The 18,580-nt window shown below is 38.2% G+C and carries 14 protein-coding genes; 3 read left to right on the top strand and 11 right to left on the bottom strand.

The annotated features are described in order from the left end of the window. Positions 1–74: 74 nt before the first annotated feature. From H6G57_RS10115 to H6G57_RS10080, 8 genes are all read right to left on the bottom strand, one after another. Positions 75–836, bottom strand: a complete 762-nt coding sequence (locus H6G57_RS10115; protein WP_190518221.1) for a methyltransferase domain-containing protein — start codon at positions 834–836, stop codon at positions 75–77. A gap of 213 nt (positions 837–1,049) precedes the next feature. Continuing rightward, a complete protein-coding gene (locus H6G57_RS10110) occupies positions 1,050–2,378 on the bottom strand; it encodes a flippase (protein WP_190518219.1) in 1,329 nt (442 codons plus the stop codon). 7 nt (positions 2,379–2,385) lie between these two features. Continuing rightward, positions 2,386–4,608, bottom strand: a complete 2,223-nt coding sequence (locus H6G57_RS10105) for a polysaccharide biosynthesis tyrosine autokinase (protein ID WP_190518217.1) — start codon at positions 4,606–4,608, stop codon at positions 2,386–2,388. A 161-nt stretch (positions 4,609–4,769) separates the two neighbouring features. Then, positions 4,770–5,972: a glycosyltransferase family 4 protein gene (locus H6G57_RS10100; protein WP_190518215.1), complete on the bottom strand. Its 1,203-nt coding sequence runs from the start codon at positions 5,970–5,972 to the stop codon at positions 4,770–4,772. Between the two features lie 538 nt (positions 5,973–6,510). Beyond that, complete coding sequence (crtD, locus tag H6G57_RS10095) at positions 6,511–8,031, bottom strand: C-3',4' desaturase CrtD (RefSeq protein ID WP_190518213.1); 1,521 nt, start codon at positions 8,029–8,031, stop codon at positions 6,511–6,513. Between the two features lie 227 nt (positions 8,032–8,258). Next, complete coding sequence (locus H6G57_RS28680; protein WP_199314156.1) at positions 8,259–8,435, bottom strand: hypothetical protein; 177 nt, start codon at positions 8,433–8,435, stop codon at positions 8,259–8,261. After that, positions 8,422–9,843: an ATP/GTP-binding protein gene (locus H6G57_RS10085; protein WP_190518211.1), complete on the bottom strand. Its 1,422-nt coding sequence runs from the start codon at positions 9,841–9,843 to the stop codon at positions 8,422–8,424. The genes H6G57_RS28680 and H6G57_RS10085 overlap by 14 nt, the downstream gene beginning before the upstream one ends. 124 nt (positions 9,844–9,967) lie before the next feature. Next, positions 9,968–11,479: a CPBP family intramembrane glutamic endopeptidase gene (locus tag H6G57_RS10080; protein WP_190518209.1), complete on the bottom strand. Its 1,512-nt coding sequence runs from the start codon at positions 11,477–11,479 to the stop codon at positions 9,968–9,970. 145 nt (positions 11,480–11,624) lie between these two features. Between H6G57_RS10080 and H6G57_RS10075 the strand changes: the two genes are divergently transcribed. Together H6G57_RS10075 and H6G57_RS10070 are read left to right on the top strand one after the other, a co-directional pair. Further along, entirely contained in the window at positions 11,625–12,983 is a 1,359-nt protein-coding gene (locus H6G57_RS10075) for a histidine phosphatase family protein (RefSeq protein WP_190518207.1), read from the top strand. Between the two features lie 63 nt (positions 12,984–13,046). Next, the gene (locus H6G57_RS10070; protein ID WP_190518206.1) at positions 13,047–14,402 is read left to right on the top strand and encodes a dihydroorotase; all 1,356 of its coding nucleotides are present in this window, start codon (positions 13,047–13,049) and stop codon (positions 14,400–14,402) included. Between the two features lie 83 nt (positions 14,403–14,485). Here H6G57_RS10070 and lepB read toward each other — a convergent pair whose 3' ends face one another. Beyond that, a complete protein-coding gene (gene lepB / locus H6G57_RS10065; RefSeq protein ID WP_190518204.1) occupies positions 14,486–15,088 on the bottom strand; it encodes a signal peptidase I in 603 nt (200 codons plus the stop codon). Positions 15,089–15,222: 134 nt separating this feature from the next. Between lepB and H6G57_RS10060 the strand changes: the two genes are divergently transcribed. Beyond that, positions 15,223–16,560, top strand: coding sequence for a dihydroorotase (locus tag H6G57_RS10060; protein WP_190518202.1), 1,338 nt, complete (start codon positions 15,223–15,225; stop codon positions 16,558–16,560). An 18-nt stretch (positions 16,561–16,578) separates the two neighbouring features. Here H6G57_RS10060 and H6G57_RS10055 read toward each other — a convergent pair whose 3' ends face one another. Both H6G57_RS10055 and H6G57_RS10050 read right to left on the bottom strand, forming a co-directional pair. Continuing rightward, a complete protein-coding gene (locus H6G57_RS10055) occupies positions 16,579–17,214 on the bottom strand; it encodes a retron system putative HNH endonuclease (RefSeq protein ID WP_190518200.1) in 636 nt (211 codons plus the stop codon). Further along, on the bottom strand, positions 17,211–18,557 hold the full coding sequence (locus H6G57_RS10050) for an AAA family ATPase (RefSeq protein ID WP_190518199.1): 1,347 nt from the start codon (positions 18,555–18,557) through the stop codon (positions 17,211–17,213). Before H6G57_RS10050 ends, H6G57_RS10055 begins: the two co-directional genes overlap by 4 nt. Positions 18,558–18,580 lie beyond the last annotated feature (23 nt).

Here is an 18,580-nt window from a genome sequence, read left to right as displayed (position 1 = left end):
GTCGTGAAATCAGTTGTTGGGAAAGATGTTTAATTCTCGACTAAATATTGAAGATGCACCGTATTAACTTTGGCTCATTTTATGGCTTCAACATAAAGGCTTTCTGATGCTCTTTCCTGGCGTTCGATACACAAAAAATCATGAAAAGATTGGTTATATTCTTGTTGTTTTACCGTAGAAAAGCCATAACCTTTTAACAGAAAATTTAGAGTTTCATAGTCATAGGCATATTTATGTTCTTCTCCATGACGAAAAATATTATTAATTAGCTCCATTTTGGTATTGTACTTACATTTTAAGTGGTAGTCCGTATGGTTTTCATCTAGAGGTCTCATTTCAATTAATTCATCCCATCCTTCTTTGCAGTAAGCTTTTAAATATTTCCCGCCATCAGGAACAATGATCCGAATGACTCCGCCAGGTTCTAACACTCGATAACATTCAGATAGAAAATAAGGAAGTTCTTCGGTGTAATCAATGTGTTCAACAAAATGCTCAGAAAAAATGGCAGATACAGACTGATTAGGAAAAGGTAAATGCTTGCGACAGTCATAAATACAGTTAACACTAGGTGCTGGATAAGCATCAATATTTACCCAACCCTCTCGACCATAGGGGCCTGACCCAATGTTAAGCTGTAATCCTTTAGCATTGATATATTTTTGAGGTATATTTTTACTTTTGAACCTCACAACAGCCATGTGTAACTCAAAGCTAATTCGAGTCAGTAAGTTGTCGGGGAATATTTTCAATTTTAACAACTTAAACCAGCCATGCTTTTCTGTATTCAAGGCATAGTTTGGGTACATATTTAAGTGTTCGATCAGCTTTGTCATTGCTTTCCCTCCTAATCACTGATTAAAGTTAATGGTGAAATAGCATTCTGATTGAATTTGTCCACAGTGACCGCAGCAAAAACTTTTCGCTGTCCTCAGAATTACATCCTAGCGTTCACGAATGCTTTAAAATAGCTATAGGCAAAAGTATATCAAAAATTCCAAAATTAATCTATTCCTAGATTAATGAATTTTCAGCAGATACCCCAAGAATTATTGAATCTTCAGTTTGATCAAATTTAAGGTCATGGCTTGGGTCATAATCCATCCAAACCTCCGGGCTGGTTTATACAGAAAACAAGCAAGATAATCAGCACATCCATAGGAAACTACGGTGGCAATAGCGGCTCCCGTTGCTTGATATTGGGGAATTAGCCATAAATTCAAGATCACATTGCTTACCGCCCCCACAACACTAAAAACAAAAGCAAATCCGGTTAATTCTTCAGTAGTAATCCAAATTTCTTTAACATAGCCTAAAAATAGAAACATGGAAGACCAAATATGAATTGCTAAAACTCCACCCGCAGCCGCATATTCTTTACCAAAGACTAGAATAATAACCGGAGTGGCTAAAAATGTCATAGGAATAGCAATACAATAAACCAAGAGGGCTTGGGAAGTCGCCAGCCGTTGCAATTTTTTATAATACAGTTCTTCACTGTCATTTTTAGCGGCAATAATTGAAGGAGCAATGGATTTAACAATCGCTGTGGAAGCAAAGGGCCAGACTTCGGAAAGGCGTACGGCGGCGGAATAAAGTCCCACCTGCTCAGAATCCGCTAACTGTCCTAACATCACTTGATCAATGCGTAAATAAATCGTAATTGCTAAACTCGATAAAATTAAGGGCCAACTGACTTTCATTAACTTTTGAGCGCGTTTCCAATTGCCCCGCCAAGCTAAAATATCTTGTCCTGTTAAACGATAAATAACTACAAATCCAATGGCATTGACAGCACTTTCAATAAGAACTAACCAAGCAAAAGAGATTAAGGGAGCGTTACTTTCTAACAATATAATTCTGATTAAAGTAACCAGAATAAAAACAATGTTTCTTGACCAAATTGTATACTTTAATTCTACCTGAGATTGGAACCAAGCTTCAATAATCGACACTCCTCCGATCAAGGAGGGAATGGAGACAATAATAACCAGCTTAATTGTCAAGGGATTATCAGGCTGTAAAACAATAATTGATCCTGATGCCAAGATAAAAACAATAATTCCAATTACAAACTTAATAAAAAAAGCTGTTCCCAGAATTTGTTCTTTTAAGGTCGGAGCTCTAACTAAATCGCGGAATATCAGTTGATCAGAAGCCAGTTGAAATAGGGGGAGAAAGAGGGCTCCAAAAGCGATGGCATAATTTAACTCCCCAAACTGATCTGTCCCTAAATAGCGTGCTGTCCAAGCTAAAAGAAAAAAACCCATAATCATGCGAAAGAGTCTTTCGCCCAGAAGCCAGCCAATATTGGTAAGAATTTTAAGCTGATCAGGATTAATTTTATTTTGAACTGCTTTCGTAATTTGATTAAACATTGATGGTTTACTTCATAGCTTTGAGTCTTTTATTTTTTAAGCTTAGACGTTTTTGGCTTTTTTTACCCTCATTAGAGTATACCTTGGCGTGGCGGAAATAACTATCCGGTTCGTTTTTGCTGTTGAGATCATTGACCACAATACCCAGAACTGTTTGACTAGATTTGATTAACTGTTCTCGGGCTGCGGTGGCACTGATGGTATCAATATTTCCCGGTCGAATTACCAACAGAATTCCATCGGTGACTTTACTTAAGGTTAAGGCATCAGCAACCAACAATAAAGAGGGCGTATCAAAAATTACAAAATCATAGTTTTTCCGAAACTCTTCTACTAAAAAATTCATTCGCTTGGAACCCAAAAGGGCTAAAGAATTGGGTGGGATCGCACCGGAGGGTAAAACATCTAAATTAGGCATTACGGTTCGCACTGCCCATTCCCATTCTGCTTGACTAACAATCACATCACTTAATCCTTTCGGGTTTAACTCATCGGTTAAGTCCCAAATATGATGCTGTCGAGGCTGACGTAAATCAGCATCAATCAATAAGACTCGCTTCCCTAGTTGAGCGATCGCCACAGCTAAATTTGCAGAAACTTTAGACTTCCCTTCCTTAGCAACAATACTGGTAACAGCAACAACTTTTAACTCTCGATCAGGACTAATAAAATTCAAGTTTGCCTGCAACATTCGATAGGATTCACTGATCAAGGAATGGGGTTCATCTTTAACCGGAAGCTCGGAAGTTATTCGTTCAATTTTGATTCCCGTCCATCGCACTTTTTTCTGAGGCGCAGGAATTATCCCTAATAGCGTATAGCGACTAAACAAATTTCTAATTTCTTTGAGGGTTTTAATGGAGGGATCTAGTATTTCAAACAGAAATGATATCACCACATAAAGCATTCCGCCAACGACGACACCCATAATAACAACCGTTTTTTTGCTCCCAGAAACAGGGTTTTTACCCACAATAGCTTGACTTATAATTTGAGCATTCCCTACATTTTGATTTTCGGCAATTCTGACTTGTTGCAATCGATTGGTTAGAATTTCATAAGTATTTTGAGCATCCATCAGTTGGCGCGTAAGTTGTCGTTGAGTTTGTTCTAATTGGGGCAAAAGTAAGGCTCGTTCTTTTTGTTTTTGACGCGCTGTTAATAAAGAAGCCAACTGTTGCGTAAGTCCCTCTTTTTGTGATTCAAAGGTAACTAATTGTTGTGTTAAGGTTTGCTCTAAAGTACCATTTTGTAACCCTCCTGATGGTAGCTTTTGACCGCCTAATGATGTTTGAATTCGCTGATCTAAAAGGGCTTTTAAGGCATCTCTTTCGTTTTCTAAGGCGATAATTTCAGGGCTTGTATCCAAAAAACGAGTTCTTAAAAGTGCTAATTGGTCTTCAACCTCCTGCAACTTTGTTAAAACCTGTTGCACCCCCGATGAGGAACTCAGGGTACTGCGAGCCAGAGCATCTTCTGAGGAACTGCCCAGCTTTTTCTGCAACTCTTCAATCTGACCCGTTACGGTGTCTAAACTCACCTGAGTCTGTTCGATTTGAGTATCGAGTTGTTCAATTGTACTCACCACTAATTTGACTTCTTCTTCTAAATTAACAATATTGTATTTTTCTTTGAAGTTTCTTAATCCAGCTTCTGCATCTTGCAGTTCTTGTTCTTTTTTAGGTAGCTGGGCACTAATAAATGTACGAGCCGCAGCAGCTTCGGAACGGTTGACTAAAATATTATTTTTGATGTAAAGCTCCATCACCTTATTGACAATAGCTTCAGCCTCTTTGGGATTGGGACTTTCATAGGAAATGCCTAAAATATCCGTTCCTCGAATCGTTGAAACCCCTAACTTATAGCTCACTTTTTCATAGGTTAAAGGTTCACCCTCTTTGTCTTTTAAGTTTAATTCTTTAATCACTTGCTCAACAATGGGAGCGGAACGAATCACCTCAGCTTCGGTATCTAAGGGAGTATCTTTTGAATTTAAGGTATCGAGGGTACTAATTTTTTCTCCAGCATCGGTCACTAATGCTGATGTTGTACTGAGTCTCTTTAACCGCAGTTTCCCAAAAGCAGCAAAGGTTTTTTCAGTATTAATTGCTGAATAAAGGGAAAACATGATGGCAATACAGGCAACCCCGGCTGCTGGCAACCAATGACGCTTCAGAATCAGCCAGTATTTTATTAAGTCAATATCTTCTGGATAATCTTGAGGTTCCATAGGTGCTGAATAGCTTACCTGTTTTGTATACTGACGTGCTTTGGCACATCTTTAGGCTCAAGGTTGAGGATACCTCAAATTTTGTTTATAGGATGGGCTTTTGATGCCATCCCATTCGATACCACACAACCTTGTGTTCACCACAATTTTAGTAGCTAAAGCTAAAAATTGTCTGATTTTTCTGCTTTACCTAGATTGTAATAGAATTTCTCGGACATGATGGGTTGTGTTGGTTGCTCATCAGATTGGAGGCTGACGTTTCCTAGCTTTGGGTTTCTGTAGTGTTCGAGAATCAAACTATAGAGCTTAAATAAGACATCGCTGTAATGCTCAATAGACAAAGGTTTTACCCGCTCATAGGCAGCCAAACCTAAAGATAATCTCAAGGATGGATTTTCAATTACAGACTGCATTGCATCTGTTAACTCTTGGATATTACCAGGGTTAACTAATAATCCCGTTTCTCCGTGCTTAATGACTTCAGGAATACCCCCCACTGGAGTGGTAATTACCGGAAGTCCCCAACTCATCGCTTCTAAAATAGCCATGGGTAATCCTTCATTATAAGAGGGAAGCAACATAACATGGCTTTGAGCTAATAATTTATCTCGTTGCTGTTGGTTAATCCAACCCGGAAAAACGACTTGCTCTTGAATTCCTAATTGGGTCGCTAAATTTTGAGCGTCTTCAACCTCTCCGGTTCCGGCTAACACTAATTCAACTTTATTTCTGCAATCCGGTTTCAGGTTAGCAAAGGCTGTCAGTAAATCAAAAATTCCTTTACGTTTGTTAATTTTTCCTAAAAAAACGAATTTGAGTTGCTCAGGGTTAGGCTCTTTCTGCCATTCATCCGCTAGGATTACAGGATTATTCAAAACAATCACTTTTTCGGGCGTGAGATGGCAAGTCTCAATATAATAGTTTCTCCAACTTTCAGATAAAGCAATCAAACAAGCAGAACGTCTAAAGAGTCTAGTAACGAGGCGTTGAATCAGTGGAGGGAGTTCTTGATAAAATTCATGAAATTCACAACCATGAGCATGAAGAATAAAAGGTTTCTTCGCAATAATACAAGCTAAAGCAATAATTCCTTTACGAACAATACTGCCCCGTTCTGAGATGTGTAAATGAACAATATCAACTTCATTTTGAGATAAATATCCTAAAAAAGTCAAAAAAGCCAAGGTAAATACTTTGATTTGATTAAATCTTTTAAAAGAACTCGATTTCCCATTCCAAGTATTAATATGCTTAATGGTGAACCCAGTGTATCCTGTGTTCATAATTAGCTTTTCTACAGTTCCCATTCCCCCTTGTTCAGACAGAGAAGGGCCAACCATAATGACTTGATTGTGTTTTTTCATTCTGAAATCAATCCCCAACTCCGGGTATTCATTAAATTGTCTTAGGTGAGTCTGCCATCCTGATGGTTTGAAACCTACTGTGCTTATTTTAACCCCAAATCCTTCTTCTGGTAGATGACTATTCCCTGATCTGTATTCTAGCTTTTTTTCAGAGTTTTGGCTATACTGGCAACTAAAAGTATTACAGATCAATTAAACCGTATCAAAAATAAGAATATTTTTACTAGAAATTTAGTAGAGTTCTTCCATAATGGGGGAGGTAATAAACAGAGCTTAATAATGATATCGGAGTAAGCTTAGAAGCAACCAGGAAATCAGATTTTGTCGTGATTTATACATTTTTAATGCTTAAAGCACCTTCTACCATAAATTTTTAATCATTATTACACAATTGTCAATTCTGTTTCAACAGATATCTTCAGAATAAAAATTAAGAATAAGCAGAAGTATTATCTCTGTTCCCAGTCAATCGCAGTTCCTGTTCCCTTTTTCTCAGGAATTTGGAACACAACTCAAATAGGATTACTATATCAGAATTCTAAGCTTCAATTTGTCGAACAACGGTTAAAGCGGAATAGGAAACCCCTGCGGTTCCCTCACCGGGATGGGTAGAATCTCCCACTAACCAAAGGTGTTTAATGGGGGTACGATTTGCTAATCCAAAGGGCCCAAAGGTGGAGAGTCGTTGACCTACTCCCCCAACGACTCCTTGATCACGAGCAGTATAGCGTTCAAAGGTGCGAGGGGTGGCGGCTTCTTGGTAAATAATTGTTTCTGGGGTTAAGTCAAAGTAAGACCTTAAACGGTTAATAGCGGTGTCTGTATACTGTTGTTTTAATGGTTGATAATCTGAACACTGCCACCATTGTTGAGTATCGGTAAAACTAGAAGCAATAATTGTAGCTTGTCCTTCAGGTGCTCGTCCGTCTTCGGGGTGGCTGACTGATACAAATAAAGAATTATTTTCGCCAATAACGCCTTGATAATCATAGAGAAATTGTAAATGGGGAGGACAATTGGCTGGAATCGCTTGTTGTTGTACTCCTAAATAAATCACAAATGCGCCAGATGCAGGCGGTAATTTTTTAATTCTTCGTTGATATAAAGGAAATGAAATCGATAAAGTCGGGCGGGATTTTTTAGGCTTTTCATCTAACAATTGAATTAAATTCTGTACCGTGACATTAGCAACAATTTGATCCGCCCTTTCTCGCCAAACTTCTCCAGTTTTTTGATTTCTTATTCTAACGGCGACGGCTTGACCGTTTTCTGTTTCAATGGCTTCAACGGTATGCCGCATTAAGAGTTTACCGCCATCTCGTTCTAAGGCTTCAACTAAGCGATCGCTTAACACCTGCATACTCTCTTTTAGGTGAGATAATCCTTGAGGTTCCTGAGACACGCCTAACGCCGTTGCTGCGTACAATAAAGCCGTTTCTTCCGTATCTACTTGAGAATATAACTTCAGTTGTAAATCTAAAAAGGTTTTGAGGCGAAGATTGCCCTGTAAATTATATAACCGTAGGGCATCAGCCACCGTCATCAAAGCAAAAGGTAAGGTAATTAAGGTATCGGAACGCACCGCCTGAATTAACTGTCCCAAATCCCATAAATTCCGAGGCGGTAACACAGGGTCACGGCTTTGAAACCGCCAACTCGCCTCAAATAACGTCGCCATTAACTGCCAAAACGGTTCACTCCCCGGAAATTGCCGTTGTCGTTCCTGTTGCCATTTTTGCGGATCTCTCCATACCTGAATGGGTTCGGTTTCTCCGGGTAAAAATACGGCACAAGCGGGATCACAGGGGGTGGCGGCGGGCAATTCTATTCCTAACTCCGTGAAAATGCGGTGATGAATGCCACCCGGTTCCAGACCCGCTACCTGAGTCGCCCCCACATCAAAGGTAAACCCCCGACGTTGAAAGGTGGAAGCACACCCTCCGGGTACGATGGCTTGGTCTAAGATTAAAACAGAATATCCTCGATAAGCTAATAATGCCCCGGCGGTTAATCCCCCAATTCCCGCCCCAATCACAATCACCCGTCGTCCCGTGTTCACCCGTCCTGATCCTCAATGGCTTAACATTTCTTAATATAGTTTAATTTTCTGTTGAAATTAGGGGGTTATAACTTTGAGAATGATTTCTACAACCCGATAAACGTGAGATCCTGGTGTAGGCGGCCAGTTTTGTTGGGGTCTGGGGTGTAAGGTTTTAGCTCGTTGAACAGCTTCTTGAATATGGTTTTTGTAAACATCCAGATTCAGATTACTTTTTTGATAACTGCCTAAATTTTATCATCTTCTCCAGTTGATAATACTTCTATTTTGATTCGAGAGTCATGAAACATCCCCTGGAAATATTGTTTTTCGGTATCCCGCCCTTCCGTAGCAATAATAAAAAGCCTTGCATCTCGATTATTATATTTGCGATCTAGTAGTTTAGTTCGATTAATCTTTCCCATGGTTGATAGCAGTTTTTTCAGATCCCTCGGTTTGACACTTAAGCCATCCTAAATTCCGAATATCCCCAAAAAAAGGAATTGCGCCAAATCGACCATTAAAATAACCTTTTTCAATTTTAACATCAGGTGAAATTTTAAATTCAGCTAAAGAATAAAGATGAGATGCACCTTGTTGATTTTTTTCAACAAACCAAATTTCATCTTTTCGTAAAAGTTCTAAATCTAATAAATTAGTATCATGAGTTGTAAAAATAAGTTGACTCTGACTATTAGGATTTCTACATTGTAGAGCCATTTCAACAAATCTACGCGAGAGCAGAGGATGAAGTCTACGGTCTAATTCATCCAAAAAAATCACTTTTTCAGGATTTTCTTGCAGGATAAATAGGAGGGGAATTAAGTTGATTAAACGCTGTGTTCCTTCTGATTCTTCTTCCATTGAGAAGTCAATTAGAACACCTTGATCATCTCGATGTTGAGTTCGGAGTTGAATTAAACTTAACTGACCTTCTTCTCTTTTGATTAAAAGATATCGTTTACCCAAATGACTTTCAATCATTGAAATAGAGTTTTCACTGGCTTTGAGCATTTCTTGGAGGATTTCTTTCCTCATATTTTCTGGAATATCAGGTAAAATCACATCCAGATTAAACTCTACTTCTTCTGTTCCGATTGAATCAATTCCTGTATCGGCGAATTTGAGAAAATTCCTCAGAAAATCCGTAAATTCTTGGCTACTTAAAATTCCTAACTCTAAACCTTGATAACTAGATTCTGCTGGAATAATTGTCAATACATTTTTAAACCAATCAATAACAGGTTTTAGCGTCTCAACATTCCGGTCTAAAGCTTCCGTCAAAAATAATTGATTAGGACGAGTTCCTTGGGCAATAAAATCGAGAAATTGTTTATATTTTGAGTTTCTCCCTTTAAGACTCAGCCCATATTCTACTTCTGTTATTTTGTTCTCATTGGTCAGGCGCTCAAAAAATAGAACTTCTCGTTTTTTATCTTTCGGTGTCACATAAAGCCATTCTTCAAAAATCTGAGTTTTATTTAACTTAAATCCATAGGAATAAAGACTTCCTTGATAGGTAAAAATAAATTGAAATTTGCTAGGCTTTTTATTAGAGTCACTCAACTTAAATGGAGAGACAGGAATAGTTTGTACTCCCCTTGTCCCATCTACAATTAAATCTTTGGCAAAATCAATCGCTTTAATCAGATTAGATTTACCTGCGGCATTAGCACCATAGAGGGCAGAAATGGGTAACAATGACCGTCCTTTACCCGCTTGTTCAGTAGCAAGATGATGGACATGATTGAGGTCACTGTTAACACCGACCATACTAAAAGTCGTTTCTTCCTTGAACGATAAAACATTCTCTAGGGTGACTTGAACTAACATGGTTAAGATCCTGATCCTTCTTGTTCAGAAACCAGAAGTAGAGATACAAAATATTGCATCTCTACCTTAATCCTCTCATAAAATCTGACTTTTTACAAATAGAATTGTTTCGCTTATTATTCGTCTAACTTCCCCCACTTCCGAGAATATACAAACTCAACAAAGTGCCACTATTCCATAGACCGTGCATGAACATAGAGGCTAATAAATTGCGCGATCGCGTATACACAAACCCTAGCACAATTCCTAACGTCATTAACGGTAAAACTTCCGAAATATTTAAGTGGGCGGCGGCGAATAAAAACCCACTTAAAATAATCGCACTCCCTAGAGGTAAATAACGAGTTAAGGACGGTAATAAAAATCCTCGAAACATAATTTCTTCAAAGATTGGAGCAGCGATAGATGCGGTAATAAAAAAGATCGTTAACGCTACACTATCCCGACTTTCTAAGGCAATGGGTAATAACGGATTACTGCCCCCCTGTCCATCCCAAAGTTTCTGATTAATTAAAGAAACTAAAATCACCAACGGTAAAGCGACGAAATACCCCCCTAAACCCCAGAGAAACCAATTTCCTTTAAAGTTTAGGGTAAACCAGCCTTCGGGCAAAGGAAAATAGGGTTTAATTGAAACATACAAAACCGAAAATCCCCCTATCATTAATAATAGATAGGTGATTAAAATATAAACCGCTTGAGTCCTAATTTCAAAACTACTGGGTTGAATATTTAACTCTTGGAAAATCGCTCTTAAAGTTAGGGGAATAAACAGTTGACCTAGTAAAGCAAATCCCACCACAAAAACTTGTAAAATTGTTTCTCCATTCCAAGGAATTAACCAAGCAACATCCATATTTGTTGCAAGGATAGAAGACTTCCCTTTGAGAAGGGTTTGAATGCCTAAAACAATAGCTAATAAAAGCCCAATAACTAATCCCATTCCTGGAATTGCACTCACAATGATTAACTTAACAACCGCTTGTTCTGCCCGTTGTTGTTCTTGGGTTTCTAAAGCAACTAATGCTTCTGGACGCTGTTGTAAGGTATAGAGCTTAACTAAAGCTTGATAACGAAACCAACCGTCTAACTGTTTTTGTAAAATCGGTTCAGCATCGGGTAATAATCGGGCGGGAGTTTTCCATAATCCCGTTAACACTTGTGCTGTCATTTTTTCAGCCGGAGAAACAAGAAATTCACGGTCTTGAGGTTCGATTAAATCCTTCCAGGTTTTTAAGGCTTTATCGGGTTGTTCTAACTGAGTTTGTAAGATGCCAATTTGCAATTGTAAATCCTGATTCAGTTGTTGCAATTGTTTTAAAGAATCCGGTGCAATTGAAGTTTCATTGGCTTGAACTTTGGCTAAACTTTTTTCAGCAGAGTCTTGTACCTGTTGATATTGCTTATAAGCTTCCTCTACGGGAGTTTTGCCAATTAAATTCTCCTTCAATGTCATTAAACTTTCCTCTTGCGTTCCCTGGCCTTGCCATTGGGAGGCATGAAGTAGTAAATTGGTTTGATATAATTCCAAACGGCTTTGAATTTGCGGTTGAGTCCAACTATCAAGTAAAGATAAACTCAAAAAGCTAACCGCTACTACTGTTAAAATTGCTAAAATCCAGCGTTTTAGTGTCATGAGTTCCAAGCGTGAGGGTAAAACATTACCGAGTTTGAGCCAGAAACACAATATTTTAACTGATGCTGTCCTAAACAAGGTACAATGACATCTGGCTTAAATTCGGCTCAACTCTAGTTTAAAAGTCCAACTCCTCAATTAAAAAATGACGACCCGTGTAATTCTTGTCCGTCATGGTCAAAGTACCTATAATGCCCAACGTCGAATTCAAGGTCGCTTGGACGACTCTGTTTTAACAGAAAAAGGTTCTGTGGCGGCGCAAAAAGTGGGTGATGCCTTGACTGGTTTGACGTTCGATGCCTTGTATTGCAGTCCCCTGCAACGGGCAAAACAAACGGCTGAAATTATTGTAACGCGCCTGTCAAACCCACCTCAACTTCAGCCCCATGATTTGTTGATGGAAATTGATTTACCATTGTGGGCGGGGATGGAACGTCAAGTGGTTCTCGAACAGTTTCCTGATGAATATCAAGCTTGGCAAGAATGTCCCCATGAGTTTTCGATGCAGGTTCCGACGCCGGACGGGGAAAAACAACATTTCCCGGTATTGGCATTATTTGAACAAGCCAAACAATTTTGGCGCGAAATTTTAAGCCGTCATCAAAATCAAACGGTTTTATTAGTAGCTCATAATGGAATTAATCGCTGTTTAATTGCGACGGCTTTGGGAATTCAACCCCAATTTTACCAAGCTTTACAACAATCTAATTGTGGCATTAGTATTTTGAATTTTACTAATATTATCCCCGGAGAATTACCGAAACCTGCGGATGTTCAATTAGAGTCGATGAACCTAACTACTCACGTCGGTCATAAATTGCCTTCGGTGCGTCCGGGACATCAAGGGCCACGATTATTATTAGTGCGTCATGGGGAAACAGAATGGAACCGCATGGGGCAATTTCAAGGGCAAATTGATGTGCCATTAAATGATAATGGTCGAGAACAAGGTCGCAAAGCCGCAGAATTTTTAAAAGACATTAAAATTGATTTTGCGGTCACAAGTCCGATGGCACGTCCGAAGGAAACCGCCGAGATTATTTTGCAAGAACATCCAGGAATTGAATTACAATTAGAATCGGAATTTTGTGAAATTAGTCACGGGTTATGGGAAGGTAAATTCGAGACGGAAATCGAACAGCTTTACCCTGGATTATTACAGGAATGGAAAATAGCACCCCAAACGGTTCAAATGCCGGAAGGGGAGAATTTACAACAGGTTTGGCAACGGTCTTTAATCGCTTGGAAGAAAATTGTTGAAACCTATAATTATCAACCTGTAACAATTTTAGTGGTTGCCCATGATGCCATTAATAAAGCCCTTTTGTGTCAGTTATTTAATTTACCACCGGAGCATTTTTGGAATTTTAAACAAGGGAATGGTGCGGTGACAGTGATTGATTATCCTCACGGAATTGAGGGTTTACCTGTATTACAAGCTGCTAATATTACGACCCATTTATCGGGTAGTATTCTCGATAAAACGGCGGCTGGAGCGTTATAGTTATCAGTTATCAGTTATCAGTTATCAGTTATCAGTTATCAGTTTAACTGTTTTATTCTGAATATGAATTGTCAACTGTTAAAGCAAGTTCGTGTGATTGATCCGGTTTCTAAACGAGATCAAATTGCTGATGTTTTAGTGATGGATGGTTATATTAAGACCATTGAATCTTATATTAATGATTACCCGGAAAATACCCAAATTATTAATAGCGAAAGGTTGATTTTAGGTACTGGATTAGTTGATTTATATAGTCATAGTGGAGAACCCGGATTTGAAGAACGGGAAACTTTAAATACCTTATTAAATGCTGCCGCAGCCGGAGGATTTACTCGGTTAGCGATTTTACCTAATACGATTCCCGCTATTGATAATCCAGCAACAGTAACCTTATTAAAAGAACAATCTCAGAAAGTTTCTATAAATTCTGGATTTTCGGTTCCAAACTTACATTTTTGGGGTGCATTCACCCAAGATGTTGCGAGTCAAAACATGACAGAATTTAGCGAATTAGCTAATGCAGGTGTTGTCGGTTTTGCCGATGGTCAACCGTTACAAAATTTAGCCTTATTACGAAGAATATTAGAATATTTAAAACCTTTAAATAAACCCTTAGCCTTCTATCCTTGCGATCGCACATTAGTGGTTAATGGAGTCATGCGAGAAGGTCATGATTCTATCTTATCCGGTTTACCCGGAATACCAGACTATGCTGAAACCGCAGCCTTAGCCGCTATATTAGAATTAGTTGAAGTCACAAAAACCCCCGTTCATATTATGCGGGTTTCTACGGCGCGAAGTGTGGAATTAATTGCTCAAGCTAAAGCCCGGAATTTACCGATTACAGCCAGTACCACCTGGATGCACTTATTATTAAATACAACATCCATTAATCGCATTTGGAATCAACCGTTAGAAGATGCTGAAACCTTAGAAAATCTAACTGTTGTTAATTCTATTCCTCTCCCCTATGATCCTAACTTAAGATTAGATCCGCCTTTAGGAAATCCCTCGGATCAAAAGGCTTTAATTCAAGGAATTGAAACGGGAGTTATTGATGCGATCGCTATTGATCATACTCCCTATTCTTATGAAGAAAAAACCGTCGCTTTTTCCGACGCTCCTCCGGGTGCCATTGGCTTAGAATTAGCATTACCCTTATTATGGAAAACCTTTGTAGAATCTGGGCAATGGTCAGCCTTAGATTTATGGCGAGTCTTAAGCAGTCAACCTGCTCTTTGTTTACAACAAACACCCCCTTCTATTCAACCCGACCAACCCGCAGAAATGATATTATTTGACCCTCAACAGCCTTCGATAGTGAATGCAAATACCCTGAAATCTCGCTCTATTAATACCCCTTGGTTGGGACAAAAAATTACAGGTCGAGTTGTACAAACTTGGTCGCCCCAAACTTAGGATAAAAACAGAAATTTCTAGGCTAAATGTAAGACTCAGGGTTTATAATTTAACCTAGAAACCGTCTTGATTTTATTATTTTATTATTTTTGTTCATCGGGGGGATAATCAGGATCACCCAGTCCACCCATGCGGTCAGGAGGCCAAAAACGAACCGTAGCTCGACCGATAATATTTTCACGGGGGACAAAACCCCAATAATGGCTATCGTAACTATTATTACGGTTATCACCGAGCACTAAATACTGGCCATCTGGGACTGTTCCTGGCCCCCAATTATATTGAGGTTTTTCCGCAATATATTTTTCCGGGAGAGGTTCACCATTAATAAACACTAACCCATTTTTTACCTCCACCGTTTCCCCGGGTAAACCGATAATTCTTTTGATAAACGCATCTTTATATTGTTTTTTGAGTTCCTCTGTGGGGCTAAACACCACCACATCACCCCGATGGGGTTCTCCCAACTTATAGCCAACTTTATCAATAATCAATCGATCATTAATTTCCAAAGTTGGTAACATTGACCCAGAGGGAATGTAGCGAGCTTCAGCAACAAAGGTGCGAATGCCTAACGCCAAAAAGATGCTCAAAGTAATGGTTTTGAGGATTTCTACCCAAGGGTTCTCTTGCTGTTGAGGGGAAGGTTTAACGGGATTTGGCTCTTGATTGGGCGGGCTACTCATACGCAACGGATCACTGGACAAGAAACTACATTCATCATATCAAATTTGTCTGAAATTGGGGAATGAAAGTTCCTGATGATCAAAAGACAAATTTGAGGTTAAATCGTTTAATAGTAGATGGGATAAAGCCAATTATGTCTAATTCTTGTGGTGTCTTCATTCATCAAGCTCAGATTTTGTTACCGAATGGTGATTTTCTGCTCGGAGATGTCGTCATTCTGGATGATAAAATTGTTGAGGTTGCTCCTGACATTGATCATCATACTTTCGGGGTCGATGATTGGGAAATTATTGATGCAGAAGGGTTAACTTTATTACCGGGTGTAATTGATCCGCAGGTGCATTTCCGCGAACCCGGTTTAGAATATAAGGAAGATTTATTTACGGCGAGTTGTGCTTGTGCAAAAGGAGGCGTAACTTCTTTTTTAGAAATGCCCAATACCCGCCCCTTAACAACAACGCAAGCCAATTTAGATGATAAATTAAGACGGGCTTCTGAAAAATGTATTGTTAATTATGGCTTTTTTATTGGGGCGACAGCCGAAAATTTACCGGATTTATTAGAAGCTAATCCGACTCCAGGGATTAAAATATTTATGGGGTCGATGCACGGAGATTTATTGGTTTCTCAAGAAGAAATATTAGACGGTATTTTTGCAAAAGGCGATCGCTTAATTGCGGTTCATGCAGAAGATCAAGCTCGAATTAATCAACGTCGTCAAGAATTTGCCGGAATAACTGATCCAGCCATTCATTCTACCATTCAAGATAATTTAGCTGCCTTACAAGCGACTCAACTCGCCTTAAAATTGTCTAAAAAATATCAACGGCGATTACATATTCTGCATTTATCAACAGGAGACGAAGCGGAGTTATTACGTCAAGATAAACCGGAATGGGTAACGGCAGAAGTCACCCCTCAGCATTTATTATTAAATATTAATGCTTATGATCAAATAGGAACTTTAGCCCAAATGAATCCGCCATTGCGATCGCCGCAAGACAATGAAATATTATGGCAAGCATTATTAGATGGTGTAATTGATTTTATCGCCACAGATCACGCCCCCCATACGTTAGAAGAAAAGGCTAAAGGTTATCCGAATACGCCATCGGGAATGCCCGGAGTTGAGACTTCTTTACCCTTAATGTTAACACAAGCAATGGCGGGAAAATGCACGGTTCAACAAGTCTCTAATTGGATGTCTACGGCTGTAGCAAAAGCGTATAAAATACCGAATAAAGGGAAAATAGAAGTGGGTTATGATGCGGATTTAGTGTTAGTAGATTTAGAGAATTATCGTCCAGTTTTGCGGGAAGAATTGTTAACAAAATGTGGTTGGAGTCCCTTTGAAGGGTGGGAGTTAACCGGATGGCCAGAATATACCCTTGTTGGGGGAAAAGTGGTTTATGAGTCAGGACGAATTTGTTCTAATGTTTGTGGGAAAGCCTTAAGGTTTGATGCGTCTTAGGATGTACTGATGAATATCTTATAACCGCTTACTTAAATAGTAAATAACAAACTGGCAATACTCATTATATTGCCCTTTTTTATTTTTATTTTGCCATTCATTAAGTTTTTTTCGCAAGAATTCTTTAGACCATATTTTTCCTGGAAATCTTTTATTTAACTCATCAATAATTGTTTCAAGAACTTTTTTTCGGTTAGTTTTTAATGTTTGATTATTAAGATTTAGAATATTATCCAACTCATGATTAATTGTTGTATCATCTGAATAAATTTTTCCATCACTTCCATACTTAATAGAATCCTCGCAATTCCTTTGAGGGTCAGCAGGATTTAATGTTATTTCTTTATCCCCTTTCCGAGCATTACAATGTTGAATCTGTTGAGGTTTTCCTCGATTTCCTTGACAAGAACCTAACAAATTGCGATAATCTAACTGTAATTCTGGATGTTTATCAATGGATTGGGGTTGGAAGTGTTCAATTTCCATGTTCTCTTCGTAAATCCGTTTCATACAATAACAGCAAATATAACCTTGTTCTTTCAGTAATGCTTTTTTGAGGGCGTCTTTTGGTCGATAATCCTCATAGGTTGCATTTGCAGTTTGCCGATATTTCAACAAACAAGAGGGTTCTGTTCTTTTAATAATTCGCTTCATTCTTTTCGGTTAAAAAAATTAATTAGGGTGTAAGCTCTAACCAATTCTGGATCGTCTTCTCCCAATAAACTTGTTAAGTTTTGTAACTTTATCTTTGCTTCTTTAATTTTGTTATTATCAATCAGTTGGAAGCATTCATCTAACTGTTGTTGAACTTCAAGCGGACGTTCTGTAACTCCCATCAGTTCATAAAGGATTGAATTACTATCTTTTCCAAAAGTATAAGGAGTCTCTTCAATAAGTTCATAATTTTCTAAGATGAACACATTTTCTTTATGAACTTGGCTTAATACTTGCGGTGAGTGTGTAGTAACGATAAATTGGCAATTAGGGAAGGTATTAGTTAATGCTGGAACAACAATTCTTTGCCATTGGGGATGTAGATGTAAGTCAACTTCATCAATTAAAACAATCCCTTTTCCTTCTAATACTTTTGCAGGTTCTTCCACCGATGGGTTAAGAATTGCTAATCGTCTGGCTAAATCTGTTACAACCATTAACAGCATTTTTTCGCCATCTGATAGTTTCTCTAGTTTAAAAGGTTGACCATTTTTTTCTATAGTAAAAGTTGGATTAACTCGGAGCTTTCTCAATTTTTGATCTGTACTTACCCGGACAACATGAAGATTATCAAAATGGGTTTTAGGAAAGTTATTCAAGAATTTTGTAATGGCAATTCTCACAATTTCTAAATTTTTATTTCTATAATTTGTATTTTCTCTTAAACGAATTTCATTTTCATAATCTTCTTCCGCTTTAAACCATCCAAAGAAATCTTTAAAATCATTCACTTGGTTTGAAAAAGCTCCTTCATAAGCATTGATTTGGTTTCCTTGTCTAATAGCTGTTGTTAGTAAATCCCATCTTAGCGCAGATGAAGGTGTTACAACCATTCGATTAGTTTTATAATAGACCAATGCTGGGAGACTTAAGGATGGATTTTGCTCTAAAGCTTCTAAAGTATTTTTTATATGACTTAATAATTCTTCTGCTTCAACTTGTTTAATGGTTGAATTATCTTTACTTTTTCTAATTGACCATGAAATTTTTTGATGAGGTTCAATAATAACCTGAATTAAATTTTCAGATTCTTGAGCATTGATATAAATATCATCTTCTGTCAACCCTGTTTGATCACTTAATGTTGAGTTTTTTCGTCGTCTTTTTAACTGTGGTTGATTGATATAAATTGATAAAATTGATAAAAAAATAGCGATCGCATCTAAAATAGAAGATTTCCCCGAACCATTCACACCAATAATAACAGCTAAGTTACGGGGAAACTGAAGCTTTAATTCTTTAAATCCTCTAAAATTTTGGAGATGAAGTTCCTCAATATACATACCTAAAGAGTTTCAAGGTTAAC

The sequence above is a fragment of the Planktothrix sp. FACHB-1365 genome (assembly GCF_014697575.1).
Lineage (GTDB): Bacteria > Cyanobacteriota > Cyanobacteriia > Cyanobacteriales > Microcoleaceae > Planktothrix.
This window is presented reverse-complemented; position numbering and strand designations above follow the sequence as displayed.

What these genes read in the sequence shown, in the direction of transcription:
- H6G57_RS10115 (WP_190518221.1), bottom strand. Translation starts at nt 836, where the DNA reads ATGACAAAGCTGATCGAACACTTAAATATGTACCCAAACTATGCCTTG.
- H6G57_RS10110 (WP_190518219.1), bottom strand. Translation starts at nt 2,378, where the DNA reads ATGTTTAATCAAATTACGAAAGCAGTTCAAAATAAAATTAATCCTGAT.
- H6G57_RS10105 (WP_190518217.1), bottom strand. Translation starts at nt 4,608, where the DNA reads ATGGAACCTCAAGATTATCCAGAAGATATTGACTTAATAAAATACTGG.
- H6G57_RS10100 (WP_190518215.1), bottom strand. Translation starts at nt 5,972, where the DNA reads ATGAAAAAACACAATCAAGTCATTATGGTTGGCCCTTCTCTGTCTGAA.
- H6G57_RS28680 (WP_199314156.1), bottom strand. Translation starts at nt 8,435, where the DNA reads ATGGGAAAGATTAATCGAACTAAACTACTAGATCGCAAATATAATAAT.
- H6G57_RS10085 (WP_190518211.1), bottom strand. Translation starts at nt 9,843, where the DNA reads ATGTTAGTTCAAGTCACCCTAGAGAATGTTTTATCGTTCAAGGAAGAA.
- H6G57_RS10080 (WP_190518209.1), bottom strand. Translation starts at nt 11,479, where the DNA reads ATGACACTAAAACGCTGGATTTTAGCAATTTTAACAGTAGTAGCGGTT.
- H6G57_RS10075 (WP_190518207.1), top strand. Translation starts at nt 11,625, where the DNA reads ATGACGACCCGTGTAATTCTTGTCCGTCATGGTCAAAGTACCTATAAT.
- H6G57_RS10070 (WP_190518206.1), top strand. Translation starts at nt 13,047, where the DNA reads ATGAATTGTCAACTGTTAAAGCAAGTTCGTGTGATTGATCCGGTTTCT.
- lepB (WP_190518204.1), bottom strand. Translation starts at nt 15,088, where the DNA reads ATGAGTAGCCCGCCCAATCAAGAGCCAAATCCCGTTAAACCTTCCCCT.
- H6G57_RS10060 (WP_190518202.1), top strand. Translation starts at nt 15,223, where the DNA reads ATGTCTAATTCTTGTGGTGTCTTCATTCATCAAGCTCAGATTTTGTTA.
- H6G57_RS10055 (WP_190518200.1), bottom strand. Translation starts at nt 17,214, where the DNA reads ATGAAGCGAATTATTAAAAGAACAGAACCCTCTTGTTTGTTGAAATAT.
- H6G57_RS10050 (WP_190518199.1), bottom strand. Translation starts at nt 18,557, where the DNA reads ATGTATATTGAGGAACTTCATCTCCAAAATTTTAGAGGATTTAAAGAA.